Below are 13,566 nucleotides of genomic sequence, written 5' to 3'. Positions count from 1 at the left end.
GGTTCCTCTCGTGGTGGACACCTCCCGGTGTAGTCGTCCCGCGCGGGCGGCGACCGGACGGCGCGTGGCCGGTCGCGTCAGGACGGAGCCTGTCTGAGCGCTTTCGGATGGGCTCGACGTGCTCCGTGTGCACGCTGGTCCTCCGGGGCTGCGACCATGGACGGATGATCGACGACGCGCCGCCGCTCCGACCCCGCCGCCGAGAGCCCGACGCGAACGGCATCCTGGTGCGCTCCCCGTACCCGCTCGCGATGCTGGCGATCGGCATCGGCGCAGTCGTCGTCCTCACCGTGGTCGGCTTCTTCCTCGGCACCGTGGACATCGGGTTCGCCCGCGCCCTCAACGCCCTGCACACCGGTGCCCTCCGCGCCGTCACCGACGGGGTCTACCACGCGATCAGCCCCGCGCCCGCGATCGTCGTCACCGTCGTCGTGACCGGCGTGATCTGGGCCGTGCAGCGCAACGTCCGACCCGCGGCAGCGTTCGCCGGGGTCGTCGCGATCACCTGGGTGCCGTCGGCGATCGTCAAGGAGATCGTCCACCGCACCCGACCCGACGTGTCCGTGCTGCCGCACCCGTTCCCCGTGCAGCCGGACCCCGGGTACCCGAGCGGCCACACGGTGTTCATGGTGGCCTTCACGATCGCGATCTGCTGGGTGCTGCGCGACACCCGGTGGCATGCGTTCGCCGTGACCGTCGGCACGATCGCCGTCGTCGTGGTGTTCTTCTCGGTGACGATCGACGCCGTGCACTACCCGACCGACGCACTGGCCTCGGTGGCGTGGGCGCTCGCCGTGGCCCCGGCCGCGCGGGTGCTCTGGGTGGACCTGCTCATGCCGCGGCTGCCGTACCTGCGGCCCGCCAAGCCCGTCGCCCGCTGACGCCGCCGGCTCTGATCTGCGGTCGGGTCTGCCACGGGTGGTCGAATCGCGCGTGGTCGGTCGGAACTTCCGACTGACAACGCGCGATCCGACATCCTCTGCGCGGAACGTCTGCCGCGTCAGTCCGCGCGAGCTGCCCGTCGACCCCGCGCCGCCAGCAGCGCGACGACCGCGACCACGGCGGCCGCGAGCATCACGATCGCCAGCGGCGCCGCCGTGCTCGACCCGCCGATGCTCACGAGCGGTGACACCAGTGCCGCGAGCCCGAACTGCAGCGCACCGAGCACCGCCGAGGCGCTGCCCGCGGCGGACGGCACGGCTCCGAGTGCCAGGGCCGTCGCGTTCCCGAGCACCAGCCCGAGGCTGCCGACCGCGGTGAACAGGGGCACGGCGAGCAGGAACACCGGGGCTGCGGTGACGACGAGCAGCGCGAACGCCACCGTCGAGGCCAGCACCAGGACGATGCCGAGCGACAGCACCCCCGTCACGGAGCGACGCTCGGTGAGCTTGGCGGACAGCACGCTGATGCCCATGAGCGCCAGCGCGTTCAGCCCGAACGCCAGCCCGTAGCCGACCGTGCCCAGGCCGAGCATGTCCTGGTACAGGAACGGCGACGCCGAGATGTACGCCATCATCACGGCGAAGGCGAACCCGAACACCGCGGTGTAGCCGAGGAACGTCCGCGAGCGCAGTGCGGTGAGCGGCGAGGACGACGACGAGCGTGCGGCCCGGAGGGCGTCCCGGTGCGAGCGCAGGTGTGTCTCGCGGATGACGGCGAGCACCGCCACGAGCATGACGACCGACAGCCCGAGCACGATCGTCAGCAGGCCGCGCCACCCGATCGGACCGGTGAGCAGTCCGCCGAGCAGCGGGGCGACGACCGGCGCGACGCCGCCGACGATCATCATGAGCGAGAACGCCCGGGCCGCGGGCTTCCCGGTCGCCAGGTCAGAGATCACCGCGCGGCCGATCACCATGCCGGCGGCTCCGCCGAGGCCCTGCAGCAACCGGGCGACGATCAGCACGGCCACGTTCGGCGCGAGCACGGCGGCGACGCTGGCGAGCACGCACAGCGCTGCGCCGGCGATCAACGGGGGCACGCGGCCGAAGCGGTCGGACAGGGGACCGAAGACGAGCTGCCCGGCGGTCACCCCGACCAGGAAGGCGGTGAGGGTCAGCTGCACCGTGGTGGCGGACGCTCCGAGCTCCCGCGTCATCTCCGGGAACGCGGGCAGGTACAGGTCGGTGGCGAACGGCGCCACCGCGCTGAGCAGGCCGAGCACCAGCAGCAGCGCTGTCGTGATGCCCTGTGGTCGTGTCGTGGGTGTCGCGAGGTCCGCGCGGATCGAGCCGGTGTTCGTCGTCATGGTTATGAAAGCATAACTCATTGCTGGTCGGCGGTACAGTCGCTGCATGGAGCCCGCCCCGACCGACGACGTCCTCGCGGAGTTGGCCGACGTCGTCCTGCGCATCTCCCGCGAGGTCGACCCGAACGCCTCGCACGCGCTCGACATCGTGCCGCTGACCGGGACGGAGGCGCTCGTGATGCGGTGGATCGACCGGCACCAGGGCACCTCGCCGAGCGCCACGGCCGAGGCCACCGGGCTGCAGCGGAGCAACCTCAGCGCGGCACTCCGCTCCCTGGTGGCGAAGGACATGGTGGACCGGCGCGCCGACCCGCAGGACGCCCGCCTCGTGCAGCTCTTCTCGACGGTGCGCGCGAAGGAGAGCATCGCCGTGCTGCACGCGCACTGGGCCGAGCAGCTGCGCGGCGCCCTCGGCACGGACCACGCGGGCGTGACCGCGACCCTGGCGCTGCTCACCCGGATCGACGACGGACTGCGCCGGTAGTCAGTGCGCCGACCGGTCCGTCCCGCGGTCGCGTACCGATCCCTCCCGGTGACCGCGTGCCAGGCTCGGACCATGACCTACATCGCCAGCGACGACCGCTACGACTCGATGACGTACCGCCGCACCGGCCACTCCGGCCTCGACCTGCCGCTGCTCTCGCTGGGGTACTGGCACAACTTCGGCGACGACGTGCCCTTCGAGACGCAGCGTGCCGTCAGCCGCCGTGCGTTCGACCTCGGCATCACCCACCACGACCTCGCGAACAACTACGGCCCGCCCTACGGCGCCGCCGAGGTGAACTTCGGCCGCCTGATGCGTGAGGACTTCGCGCCCTACCGCGACGAGATGGTCATCTCGACCAAGGCCGGGTGGGACATGTGGCCGGGCCCGTACGGGCAGGGCGGCGGGTCGCGCAAGTACGTGCTCGCCTCGCTCGACCAGTCCCTGACCCGCATGGGCCTCGACTACGTGGACGTGTTCTACTCGCACCGCCTCGACGCCTCCACCCCGCTCGAGGAGACGATGGGCGCGCTGCACACCGCCGTCCAGCAGGGCAAGGCGCTGTACGTCGGCATCTCGTCCTACGACACCGAGCGCACCCGCCAGGCGGCCGCGATCCTGCGCGACCTCGGCACGCCGCTGCTGATCCACCAGCCGTCGTACTCGATGCTGAACCGTTGGATCGAGACCGAGGGGCTGCTCGACACCGCCGGCGAGCTGGGCTTCGGCGTCATCGGGTTCACCGCGCTCGCGCAGGGGCTCCTGACGGGCAAGTACCTGGATGGGGTGCCGGCCGACTCGCGTGCTGCCGCGGGCAAGTCCCTCGACGCGTCGAGCATCACGCCCGAGGTCGTCGAGCACCTGCGCGCGCTCAACGCCGTCGCCGAGTCGCGTGGGCAGACCATGGCGCAGCTCGCCCTGTCGTGGGCACTCCGCGACGAGCGAGTGACCTCGCTCGTGATCGGGGCATCGCGGGTGTCACAGCTCGAGGACAACGTGGCGGCACTCGGCGACCTGACGTTCTCGGACGACGAGCTGCGCGCGATCGACGAGCACTCCGTCGGCATCGCGGACGTCGACCTGTGGGCAGGAGCGCGTGCCGGCGACGTCTCCTGACGGGTTACATCGCGGTTGACATGGCATCTGACATCCAATATGTTGAACGCACCGAGCCAGATCAGGTGCTCGACAACCCAGGAGTCATCATGAGCGTCGTCGCCGCGACCGTCCGCCCCGCCACCGTCGTCGTCCCGAGCCGGCTGCTGAACGCCGTGCTCTGCGGGCTCGAGGCCGCGGGGGCCCGGCTCCCGCACACGCTGGCGGTCCCCGTCATGGTCGCCCACGACGCGGTCGCCGCGATCGCCTACCGCTGACGTCCGCCGACTGCGGACAGGAGGTCCGGTGCCAGCTGACACCGGACCTCCTGTCCGTCTCCGGCCCGCCACCAGTGCCCGGTCGGCCTCAGCCGACCACCCGCTCGACGGTCCGTCCGCGCAGCCGCTCCCGCGAGAGCGCCGGCAACAGCGACCCCGTGTCCCGCTCCAGCACATGCGTGCCCGGTGCCACCACCAGGTCGACCGCGTCGAGCAGCCCGTCGTCGAGCACGACATCGGCCGCCTGCGCGTAGGCGTCCACGTGCGAGGTCGTGCGCGGCCCGACCACCACCGACGCGATGTCCGGGTGCGTGAGCGCGAAGCCCACGGCGAGCTCGAGCAGGGTCAGGCCGGCCTCGTCAGCGAGCCGGCCGAGCCGGTCGGCGACCGCGAGCTTGTGCCGGTTCCCCGGGCTGTCCACGGCGAAGGTCTCCGGCTGCGCCGCCGCGTGCGGTGAACGAGGCTGCGGTGACCCGGCGCGGTAGGCGCCCGCGAGCCACCCGCCCGCGAGCGGCGAACCGGCCAGCACCCCGAGGCCGAACCTGCGGGCGACCGGGAGCACGGTGCGCTCTGCCGTCCGCGTCAGCAGCGAGTAGGGCACGTGGGTCGCCGTGGCGCGCTTCGTCCCGGCGCGGAGCCACTGCGCCTCGACGAGCTCCTCGGCGGGGAAGCCGGGGATCCCGAAGCTGCGGATCTTGCCCTGCGCCACCAGGTCGGCGAGTGCGTCGAGGGTCTCGTCGAGCGAGGTCGTCGGGTCCGGGCGCGCCGGTTGGTACAGGTCGATCACGTCCGTGCCCAGGCGGTGCAGGCTCCGCTCGACGGCGCGGAACATCCAGCGCCTCCCGGCGCCGCGGTGCGCGCGGTCGTCGTCCATCGGGTCACCGAACCGGACCGACACGAAGACCTCGTCGCGGCGTGCGGCGATCGCCGCCCCGACCGCACGCTCGGCCGCGCCCCCGCCGTCCGCGTCCGACATGTCGACGGCGGTGACGCCGCGTTCGAGCGCGGAGTGGACCAGGTACTCGGCCTCGTCCAGGTCACGTGCCGCGATCCCGGCGACGGCGTGCGTCCCGAGCGTCAGCGCGCTGACCGGCGCCCCCGTCCGCCCCATCGTCCGCTGCTCCATGCGCGCCACGATATGGGTGCTCTGGACGGCAGTGGCCGCCGGTGACGAACCGTGACACGGCCGGCTCCGTGACGCCGTGTGACGCGTGTGCCCCGAGCCGCGACCCCCCGTGACGCTGCGTTGCGACGCGTGTCGCGACGGTCGCGCCGTCGCCGACGCGGTGCCTACGGTCCTCGACATGACCCGATCCGACACCCGGCGGCCGATCCACCGCCGTCCGACCCGACGCACCACCGTCGCGGTGGTCGCCGCGCTCGCCGCCGGCGCACTGCTGGCCGGCTGCTCCGCCGGTTCGACCGCGGCCACGCGGGACTCCGGCCCCGTCCGCGGCGGCACACTCGTCTACGCGACGGACCGGGAACCCACCTGCCTCGACCCGCACAACTCCGGGGACATGCCGCAGACGTACATCGCGCGCCAGTACCTGGACTCGCTCGTGTCGCTGCAGGAGGACGGCAGCGTGCAGCCATGGCTGGCGTCGAGCTGGAGGATCTCGGACGACGGCACGCAGTACGACTTCACACTGAAGCAGGGCGTGGAGTTCACCGATGGCACCCCCTTCGACGCCCAGGCGGTGGTGGACAACTTCACGCAGATCCTCGACCCGGCGACGCAGTCGTCGACCGACCTGCTGTACCTGACCGGGTACTTCGACAAGGCCACCGCGATCAGCGACCACGTCGTCCGGATCACCCTGAAGCGGCCGTACTCGCCGCTCCTGGCCGCCCTGTCGCAGGCGTTCTTCGGCATGGAGTCGCCGAAGGCCATGGCGCGCGGACTCGCCGCGAACTGCGAGTCGCCGGTCGGGACGGGGCCGTTCGAGGTCGCGAAGTGGAACCACGAGCGCGACGTCGAGCTCGTCCGGAACGACTCGTACAACAGCGCCCCGGCTGACGCGAAGCACCAGGGGCCCGCGTACCTGGACGGCATCACGTGGAAGTTCCTCAAGGACAACACGACGCGGTACGGCGCGCTGAGCTCCGGCGAGGCGGACGTCATCTTCAACGTGCCGCCGGAGAGCGAGGGGCTGGCGAAGGCGGACCCGTCGATCGAGCTGCAGTCGTTCGTGCACTCGGGCTCGCCGTTCAGCCTCGACCTCAACACGCAGAGCACCGTGTTCAGCGACATCCGGGTTCGGCAGGCGTTCGTGCACGCCTCCGACGCGAAAGAGGCCGTCGAGAGCGCCTACAACGGGGTGTTCCCCTACGAGGGCAACGCCGTCTCCTCGGGCACGCCGCACTACGACGCCGCGTACCACGAGCCGTTCCCCTACGATCCGGCAGCGGCGAAGCAGCTCCTCGACGAGGCCGGCTGGACCGGACGCGACGCGGACGGTTACCGGACGAAGGACGGCGAGACCCTGACGGTGACGCTGCCCTACAACGCGGACTCCGCGGAGACCCCGCCGGCGGACGTCACGATCCTGCAGGACATCCAGGCGATGGAGAAGCGCGTCGGGATCAAGGTCGTGCTGCAGGCGCTCGACTCGTCCTCGATGAACGCGGTGTGGGGCGACCCGAAGGCGTACGACCTGCTCGGGAACTACTGGAACAGCCCCACCCCGCACGTGATGTACATCAAGTACTCGAAGGCGACCTACGACGTCGACAACGGCCAGAACTCGGCGTTCGCGTACGACGACGAACTCGACCGGCTGCTCATCGCGGGCACCGCGACGACCGACCCGGCGAAGCAGGCGACGGCGTACGCGAAGGCCCAGCAGATCCTGACGTCGAAGGCCTGGAGCCTGCCGCTCTACCCGATCCAGACCCGCCTCGGCATCGCCGACCGCGTCAGCGGCGTGTGGATCGAACCCAGCGAGGGCGAACCCGTCCTCTCCGACGCCTACCTGATCGACGGAGGCAAGTGATGGTCATCCGAGTCACCAGACGCATCGTCGAGGCGGTGGTCCTGCTCCTCGCCGTGGGCACGATCGTGTTCTTCCTCGAGCACGCGGTCCCCGGCGACCCCGCCGTCGCGATCCTCGGCGGCGCCGCAGCGCACCCGACGAAGGAGGCCGTCGCCGCGGTCACCGCGCAGTACGGCTTCGACCGGCCGCTCCTGGGGCAGTACGGCGACTTCCTCGCAGGCCTGTTCCGGCTCGACTTCGGCGAGTCCTACACGCTGAAGCAGTCCGTCACGAGTGTCATCGCCGGGCAGATCGGCCCGACGCTCGCCCTCACGGTGACCGCGCTCGTCCTGGCCTGGGTGCTCTCGATCGTCTCGACCCTGCTGACCGCGGGGCGGCCGGGCATCGTCGGCCGGATCGGCTCGGTGGTCGAGACCGTCGCCGCCGGGCTGCCGCAGTTCTGGCTCGGACTCGTGCTGCTGCTGGTGTTCGCGGTGCAGCTGCACTGGTTCCCGGTGATCGGCTCGGGCCCGCTCGGCATCGTGTTGCCTTCACTCACCCTCGCGATCCCGCTCGCCGGGTTCCTCGGCCAGGTGACCCGCGACGAGTTCGAGGACAAGCAGCAGCAGCCGTTCGTCCTGTCCGCTCGGAGCCGCGGGCTGTCCGAGAACGCGATCCGCGGGAAGTACGTGCTCCGGCACGCGGCGCTCCCCGGCGTCACGCTCTCCGGCTGGGGTCTCGGCTCGCTGGTCTCCGGCGCCGTCATCGCCGAGGTCGTCTTCGCCCGACAGGGCATCGGTCAGGTCCTCGTCACCGCCGTGAGCGCGCAGGACCTGCCGCTCGTCATCGGCATCACGTTCGTCGTCGCACTCGTCTACGTCGTCGCGAACATCCTCACCGACATCGCGTACGTCGTGGTCGACCCACGACTGCGCCGCACGACCGGAGCCACAGCATGACCCCGACGACCATCGCGGCCCTGCCAGCCACCGAGTTACGCCGCACGACCGGAGCCGCAGCATGACCACCGCGACCATCGCACCCAGCGAACCCCGTGCCCTGCAGCCCGACCCGGCACCCGCCGAAGCCGGTGTGCGGAAGGTGCGCCGTGCCTCCCACCCGTTGCGACGCGTGTCGTTCTGGGTGGCGGCCGCCTTCATCGCGCTCGTCGCGGTGGCGGCCCTCTGGCCGTCCCTGCTGGCGCCGCAGGACCCACTCGCCATCGACCTCGGCAAGAGCTTCGACGCTCCCAGCGCGCAGCACGTCTTCGGGACCGACCAGTCCGGCCGCGACGTGTACTCGCGCCTCGTGCACGGCGCCGGCCAGTCCGTCCTGATCGGCGTCGGCGCCACCGCGCTCGGGCTCGCCGGAGCCGTCCTGCTCGGGGTCCTCGGCGGGCTCGGCGGTCGTGCCGTCGACGCCGTCGTGACCCGCGTGATCGAGGTCCTCTACGCGTTCCCGGGCATCCTGCTCGCGCTCATCCTGATCGCCGTGTTCGGCTCGAGCGCGGGGACGCAGATCCTCGCCGTCGGCATCGCGACCGTCCCCGGGTACGCCCGGATGGTCCGCGGGCAGGTGCTCGCCGTGCGGAACGCCGGGTACGTGCAGTCGGAGCGGGCGCTCGGCCACTCCTCGGCGCACGTCCTGTTCCACACCCTGCTGCCGAACGCCTTCCGGCCGCTCACCGTCCTGGTCACGCTCGGGATCGGGCAGGCGATCGTCTGGGCGTCGGCCCTCGGGTTCCTCGGCATGGGCGTCCAGCCACCCGCTCCGGAGTGGGGCGCGATGCTCAACGCCGGCCGCAACTACCTGCAGCAGGCGTGGTGGCTCGACTTCTGGCCCGGCGTCGTGATCGTGCTCCTCGCGTTGTCGCTGACCGCCGTCGGTCGCGCCGTGCAGACCCTGACCCAGCCTGGAGGCCCCCGGTGACCGCTCCTGACCTGCTCACGTCCGCCACGTCCTCCGTCCCGTCGGGTGGTGCCGCTCGTCCGACCGGTCCCCTCGTCGAGGTCCGGGACCTCTCCGTCGCCTTCGGCGACCGCACCGTCGTGCGGGACGTCTCGTTCACGCTCGAACCAGGCCGCTGCGTCGCGATCGTCGGCGAGTCCGGCTCCGGCAAGAGCGTCACCGCCAGGTCGTTGCTCGGGTTGAACGGCCCGTCGTCGTCGACCACCGCCGCGGCGCTCTCGCTCGGCGGTCGCGACCTGCGCGACCTGTCCGACCGTGCGTGGCGCGGGGTCCGCGGCAAGGACGTCGGCTACGTCCTGCAGGACGCCCTCGTCTCGCTCGACCCGCTCCGGAGGGTCGGCGCATCCGTCGCCGACGCACTCCGCGCGCACGGGGTGGGCCCGCGCTCCGCCCGTGAGCAGCAGGTGCTCTCGCTGCTGGGCCGCGTGGGGATCCCCTCGCCGTCGCTGCGTGCTCGGCAGCTGCCGTCCGAGCTCTCCGGCGGGCTGCGGCAGCGTGCGCTCATCGCCGCCGCGATCGCCCTCGACCCCGCGGTGCTCATCGCCGACGAGCCGACGACCGCGCTCGACACCACGGTGCAGGCGCAGATCCTCGCGCTCCTCGACGAGCTCCGCGCCGGGGGGACCGGCCTCGTGCTGATCAGCCACGACCTCGGCGTCGTCGAGCAGCTCGCGGACGAGGTCGTCGTGATGCAGCACGGCGTCGTCGTCGAGCAGGGGTCCGTCGCCGCCGTCCTCGGCGATCCGCAGCACGCCTACACGAAGCGCCTGCTCGCCGCGATCCCCTCCGCCCACGCACCCGGAGCACGGCTGTCGGACGCACCGCCGGCGACGCTCGCGCCGCGTCCGGCATCGCGCCCGGTCCCGGTCGCCGGCTCCGTGGTGCTGTCCGTCTCGCACGTCAGCAAGCGGTACCGGGGGCCCGACGGAGTCGTGCGCACCGTCGTGGACGACGTGTCGTTCGAACTCCGGGCCGGCGAGACACTCGGCATCGTGGGGGAGTCCGGGTCCGGCAAGTCCACGACCGCGGCGATCGCCCTCGCACTGACCCCGCCGTCCTCGGGGCAGGTGTTGTTCGAGGGGCGGCCGTGGTCAGCGCTGCCGGAGCGTGCCCGTCGGGCCGACCGCCCGCGGATCGCGACCGTGTCGCAGGACCCGCTGTCCTCGTTCGACCCGCGACGCACCGTGGGCGAGCTCGTACGCTCGGCGCTCGTCGGCGCGCGGTCCGCGCGAGCGGTCGACGCCGCCGGTCCGCCCCGCGCTGCCGGCACGGACGCGGCACGGGTCGATGCGCTGCTGCAGGGTGTCGGGCTGGACCCGTCGCTCGCCGGCCGACACCCGCTCACGCTGTCCGGCGGTCAGCGGCAGCGCGTCGCGATCGCCCGGGCACTCGCCACCGATCCCGATGTGCTCGTCCTCGACGAAGCCGTCAGTGCGCTCGACGTCTCGGTCCAGGCGCAGGTCCTCGACCTGCTCGCCGACATCCGCCGCGAGTACGGCACCGCCGCGCTCTTCATCTCCCACGACCTCGGTGTGATCCACCACGTCAGCGACCGCGTGCTCGTCCTGCGCGACGGTCGGGTCGTCGAGGAGGGGCCGGCCGACCAGGTCTTCCGCTCCCCGAGCGACCCGTACACGCAGGGGCTGCTCGACGCGGTCCCCGGCGTCAGCGTGCACCGGGACCCCCGAACCCTCCAGGAGGAATCATGACCACCACCGCACTGCCCACCCGTGCGTCGCTCCTGGCGCAGTTCGCCCCGGTCTTCGAGCGCATCGCCGCCGGCGCCGTGGACCGTGAGCGGTCGCGGACCCTGCCGCACGAACAGGTCCGGTTGCTCGCCGACGCCGGGTTCACCGCGGTGACCGTCCCCGTCGCGTCAGGCGGTGGTGGCGCGACCGTGAGCGACCTCGTCGCGCTGCTCGTCCGGCTCGCCGAGGCCGACTCGAACATCCCACAACTGCTCCGCGCGCACTTCTCCTTCGTCGAGGAGCTGCTGCTCGACCCGGGCGTCGTCCGGCGCGAGGACTGGCTCACCCGCATCGCCGCCGGCGAGGTCGTCGGGAACGCCAGCCACGAGCGGAGCAGTGCCGGCGTCGGGTCCCTCGCGACGCACCTCGTGCCGGACGGCGACGGCTGGCGGCTGCACGGCGAGAAGCACTACAGCACGGGCACGATCTTCGCCGACTGGACCACGGTCACCGCGCGGACGCCGGACGGTCACACGGTCGGGGTCACCCTGCGGGTCGACGACCCCGGCGTCCAGGTCCGCGACGACTGGAACGGGTTCGGCCAGCAGCTCACCGGCAGCGGGACCACCCGGTTCGACGGCGTCCGGGTGGAGCTCTGGCAGCTCCGACCCGAGCGCGCCGAACGACGCACGGTGCTGCCCGCGTTCCTGCAGACCGTGCTGCTGGCGTCGCTCGCGGGGGTCGCCGCCGCTGCCGCCCGGGACGCCGCCGACTTCGTGCGCACCCGGACCCGGCACTACCAGCACGGGGTCGGAGCGACCGCCGCGTCGGACCCGCTCGTGCAGTCCGTGGTCGGTCGGATCGCGGCGGACGCCGTGGCCGCCGAGGCGCTCGTGCTCAGCGCGGCCGCCGCCATCGACGACGCCCACGACGCGGTCGTCTCGGACGCGCCCGACACGGGCGAGCGCATCGACGCGGCCGAGCTCCGGACGATCGCGCTGCAGTCGACCGTGGTCGAGGCGGCGCTCCGGGCGACGACCACCCTGTTCGAGGTCGGCGGGGCGAGCGCGACCGACCGCGACCGGGCGCTCGACCGGCACTGGCGGAACGCGCGGACGCTGTCCTCGCACAACCCGGTCGTGTTCCAGCAGCGCGTGATCGGCGACCACCTGGTGAACGGCGCACCCCTGACGTACTTCTGGGCAACGGGCGAGGCGCGCTGACGCCCGGTCGCGCGGCGGACGGCCGCTGGTACTCTGGTCCGCAGCAAGTGTGTATCTACCGGCCGCCGCACCTCGGCGGACAGCGGCGGCACCCGATGGGTCCGCCGGACAGCCGCGGGCCGAGAAGGCACACCTCGACATGCTCCAAGCGCGTTCCTCTGACGCTTCGCTGATCGCCCTCGCCGGACGGTCCTACTTCCCGATCGCGTTCATCGCGCGGCTCCCCTTCGCGATGATGGTCGTCGGGGTCCTGACGCTCGTCGTCGCCTCGCGGGACTCCGTCGCGCTGGGTGGGATCAACTCCGCCTTCGTCGGCATCGGCTCGGCCGTCTTCGGCCCGATGGTCGGTGCCGCGGCCGACCGGCTCGGCCAGCGGAAGGTCCTGGTACCTGTCGGCCTGGCGAACGCTGCGCTGCTCGGCGTCTTCCCCCTGGTCGTGCAGAGCGTCGCGCCGGACCTCGCCGTGCTGGCGCTCTCCTTCCTGATCGGGGCGTCCGCGCCGCAGGTCGCCCCGATGTCCCGCACACGACTCGTCGCGATCGTCCGCCAGCGCATGACGAAGGACCGCCACGAGCGGGTCCTGTCCGGCACGATGGCGTACGAGTCGGCCGCGGACGAGACGGTGTTCATCATCGGGCCGTTCCTGGTCGGACTGCTCGCGAGCGCGATCGCCCCGTGGGTCGCCGTCGCCGGTGCCTCGGCGCTGACGTTCGTGTTCGTCACGGCGTTCGCGCTGCACCCGACGGGCCGCCTGTCGCTCGGACACCGCGACGACGCCCCGCAGGCCCCGGCCCGACAGCTGCTCCGCCCGCGGCTGGTCGTCGTCGTGGTCGGCATCCTCGGGATCGGCTTCTTCTTCGGGTCGACGCTGACCTCGTTGACCGCGTTCATGGGGACCCATGGTGAGTCCTCGCAGGCCGGGCTGCTCTACGGCGTGATGGGCATCGGTTCCGCCGGACTCGCACTCGGCTCGGCGTTCTTCCCGCGGTCGTTCGGCGTCGGGTGGCGCTGGCTCGTGTTCGGCGTCGTGCTGCTCGGGGGTGCGATCGCCTTCGCGTCGGCGGACTCGGTGCTCGCCGTCGGCATCGTCCTGGCCGTGATGGGCATCGGCATCGGCCCCACGCTGGTCGCGCAGTACAGCCTGGGGTCGGACCGCTCCCCGGTCGGCCGGTCCGCGACGACCATGACGATCCTCGGGTCCGCCGTGATCGTCGGGCAGTCGCTCACGTCCGCAGTCGTCGGCGAGGTCGCGGAGTCCGCCGGCACCGGGGCAGCGATGCTCTTCCCAGCCCTGTCAGCCGGCATCGTGGTGCTCGCCGCCGTCGTCAACCTGCTGCTCACGCGCCGCGACGCGACCGTCTGACGCACGGGAGGCCCGTGGCGGCGCAGCCACGGGCCTCCCGTCCGGCTCGTCGCGTCTCGCACGGTGCGCGGTTCGTCGGCCGGTGCGTCGTTGGCCGTTCCGCACGGTGCGTGGTTGGTGGCCCGTGCGCGGTTGTGTGTCTGGTGGCAGGTTGTTGCTCGTCACCAGGCGGTCAACCTCGCACCGGCGCGCAACCTCGCACCGTGCGCGACCCCAACCTCGCACCGTGCGCCGCCGTGACCGC

The 13,566-nt window shown here is 72.3% G+C and carries 12 protein-coding genes; 10 read left to right on the top strand and 2 right to left on the bottom strand.

Annotation, left to right across the window (positions count from 1 at the left end; genetic code table 11):
* The first annotated feature begins 164 nt into the window (after positions 1 to 164).
* Positions 165 to 881: a phosphatase PAP2 family protein gene (locus ASG04_RS16240; protein WP_056126453.1), complete on the top strand. Its 717-nt coding sequence runs from the start codon at positions 165 to 167 to the stop codon at positions 879 to 881.
* 119 nt (positions 882 to 1,000) lie between these two features.
* Here ASG04_RS16240 and ASG04_RS16235 read toward each other — a convergent pair whose 3' ends face one another.
* Positions 1,001 to 2,248, bottom strand: a complete 1,248-nt coding sequence (locus ASG04_RS16235) for a multidrug effflux MFS transporter (protein ID WP_056126452.1) — start codon at positions 2,246 to 2,248, stop codon at positions 1,001 to 1,003.
* A 46-nt stretch (positions 2,249 to 2,294) separates the two neighbouring features.
* Between ASG04_RS16235 and ASG04_RS16230 the strand changes: the two genes are divergently transcribed.
* The 3 genes from ASG04_RS16230 (at position 2,295) to ASG04_RS17520 (ending at position 4,105) form a co-directional block, all read left to right on the top strand.
* Positions 2,295 to 2,732 (top strand): MarR family winged helix-turn-helix transcriptional regulator, encoded by a 438-nt coding sequence (locus ASG04_RS16230; RefSeq protein ID WP_056126450.1) that lies wholly within the window; start codon positions 2,295 to 2,297, stop codon positions 2,730 to 2,732.
* A gap of 72 nt (positions 2,733 to 2,804) precedes the next feature.
* On the top strand, positions 2,805 to 3,848 hold the full coding sequence (gene mgrA, locus ASG04_RS16225; RefSeq protein ID WP_056126709.1) for an L-glyceraldehyde 3-phosphate reductase: 1,044 nt from the start codon (positions 2,805 to 2,807) through the stop codon (positions 3,846 to 3,848).
* A gap of 20 nt (positions 3,849 to 3,868) precedes the next feature.
* Positions 3,869 to 4,105 (top strand): hypothetical protein, encoded by a 237-nt coding sequence (locus ASG04_RS17520; protein ID WP_156463720.1) that lies wholly within the window; start codon positions 3,869 to 3,871, stop codon positions 4,103 to 4,105.
* Between the two features lie 88 nt (positions 4,106 to 4,193).
* Here the strand turns inward: ASG04_RS17520 and ASG04_RS16220 are convergent, their stop codons facing one another.
* Entirely contained in the window at positions 4,194 to 5,231 is a 1,038-nt protein-coding gene (locus ASG04_RS16220; protein ID WP_056126448.1) for an aldo/keto reductase, read from the bottom strand.
* 178 nt (positions 5,232 to 5,409) lie between these two features.
* On the opposite strand from ASG04_RS16220, the gene ASG04_RS16215 reads away from it, so the two are divergent.
* From ASG04_RS16215 to ASG04_RS16190, 6 genes are all read left to right on the top strand, one after another.
* Positions 5,410 to 7,101 (top strand): ABC transporter substrate-binding protein, encoded by a 1,692-nt coding sequence (locus ASG04_RS16215; protein ID WP_056126708.1) that lies wholly within the window; start codon positions 5,410 to 5,412, stop codon positions 7,099 to 7,101.
* Entirely contained in the window at positions 7,101 to 8,039 is a 939-nt protein-coding gene (locus tag ASG04_RS16210) for an ABC transporter permease (protein ID WP_056126446.1), read from the top strand. The genes ASG04_RS16215 and ASG04_RS16210 overlap by 1 nt, the downstream gene beginning before the upstream one ends.
* A gap of 61 nt (positions 8,040 to 8,100) precedes the next feature.
* Positions 8,101 to 9,009, top strand: a complete 909-nt coding sequence (locus ASG04_RS16205; RefSeq protein ID WP_082518311.1) for an ABC transporter permease — start codon at positions 8,101 to 8,103, stop codon at positions 9,007 to 9,009.
* Positions 9,006 to 10,757 carry a dipeptide ABC transporter ATP-binding protein gene (locus ASG04_RS16200; protein WP_235515576.1) on the top strand — a complete coding sequence of 584 codons (1,752 nt, stop codon included), beginning with the start codon at positions 9,006 to 9,008 and terminating at the stop codon, positions 10,755 to 10,757. The genes ASG04_RS16205 and ASG04_RS16200 overlap by 4 nt, the downstream gene beginning before the upstream one ends.
* Entirely contained in the window at positions 10,754 to 11,959 is a 1,206-nt protein-coding gene (locus tag ASG04_RS16195) for an acyl-CoA dehydrogenase family protein (protein ID WP_056126444.1), read from the top strand. Before ASG04_RS16200 ends, ASG04_RS16195 begins: the two co-directional genes overlap by 4 nt.
* A 139-nt stretch (positions 11,960 to 12,098) precedes the next feature.
* Entirely contained in the window at positions 12,099 to 13,322 is a 1,224-nt protein-coding gene (locus ASG04_RS16190) for an MFS transporter (protein WP_056126442.1), read from the top strand.
* The last annotated feature ends 244 nt before the right edge of the window (positions 13,323 to 13,566 follow it).

Source organism: Curtobacterium sp. Leaf183 (assembly GCF_001424385.1).
Classification (GTDB): Bacteria; Actinomycetota; Actinomycetes; order Actinomycetales; family Microbacteriaceae; genus Curtobacterium.
This window is presented reverse-complemented; position numbering and strand designations above follow the sequence as displayed.

Excerpts from the sequence above, each read along its gene's own strand:
- ASG04_RS16240 (WP_056126453.1), top strand. The coding sequence starts at position 165 with ATGATCGACGACGCGCCGCCGCTCCGACCCCGCCGCCGAGAGCCCGAC.
- ASG04_RS16235 (WP_056126452.1), bottom strand. The coding sequence starts at position 2,248 with ATGACGACGAACACCGGCTCGATCCGCGCGGACCTCGCGACACCCACG.
- ASG04_RS16230 (WP_056126450.1), top strand. The coding sequence starts at position 2,295 with ATGGAGCCCGCCCCGACCGACGACGTCCTCGCGGAGTTGGCCGACGTC.
- mgrA (WP_056126709.1), top strand. The coding sequence starts at position 2,805 with ATGACCTACATCGCCAGCGACGACCGCTACGACTCGATGACGTACCGC.
- ASG04_RS17520 (WP_156463720.1), top strand. The coding sequence starts at position 3,869 with ATGGCATCTGACATCCAATATGTTGAACGCACCGAGCCAGATCAGGTG.
- ASG04_RS16220 (WP_056126448.1), bottom strand. The coding sequence starts at position 5,231 with ATGGAGCAGCGGACGATGGGGCGGACGGGGGCGCCGGTCAGCGCGCTG.
- ASG04_RS16215 (WP_056126708.1), top strand. The coding sequence starts at position 5,410 with ATGACCCGATCCGACACCCGGCGGCCGATCCACCGCCGTCCGACCCGA.
- ASG04_RS16210 (WP_056126446.1), top strand. The coding sequence starts at position 7,101 with ATGGTCATCCGAGTCACCAGACGCATCGTCGAGGCGGTGGTCCTGCTC.
- ASG04_RS16205 (WP_082518311.1), top strand. The coding sequence starts at position 8,101 with ATGACCACCGCGACCATCGCACCCAGCGAACCCCGTGCCCTGCAGCCC.
- ASG04_RS16195 (WP_056126444.1), top strand. The coding sequence starts at position 10,754 with ATGACCACCACCGCACTGCCCACCCGTGCGTCGCTCCTGGCGCAGTTC.
- ASG04_RS16190 (WP_056126442.1), top strand. The coding sequence starts at position 12,099 with ATGCTCCAAGCGCGTTCCTCTGACGCTTCGCTGATCGCCCTCGCCGGA.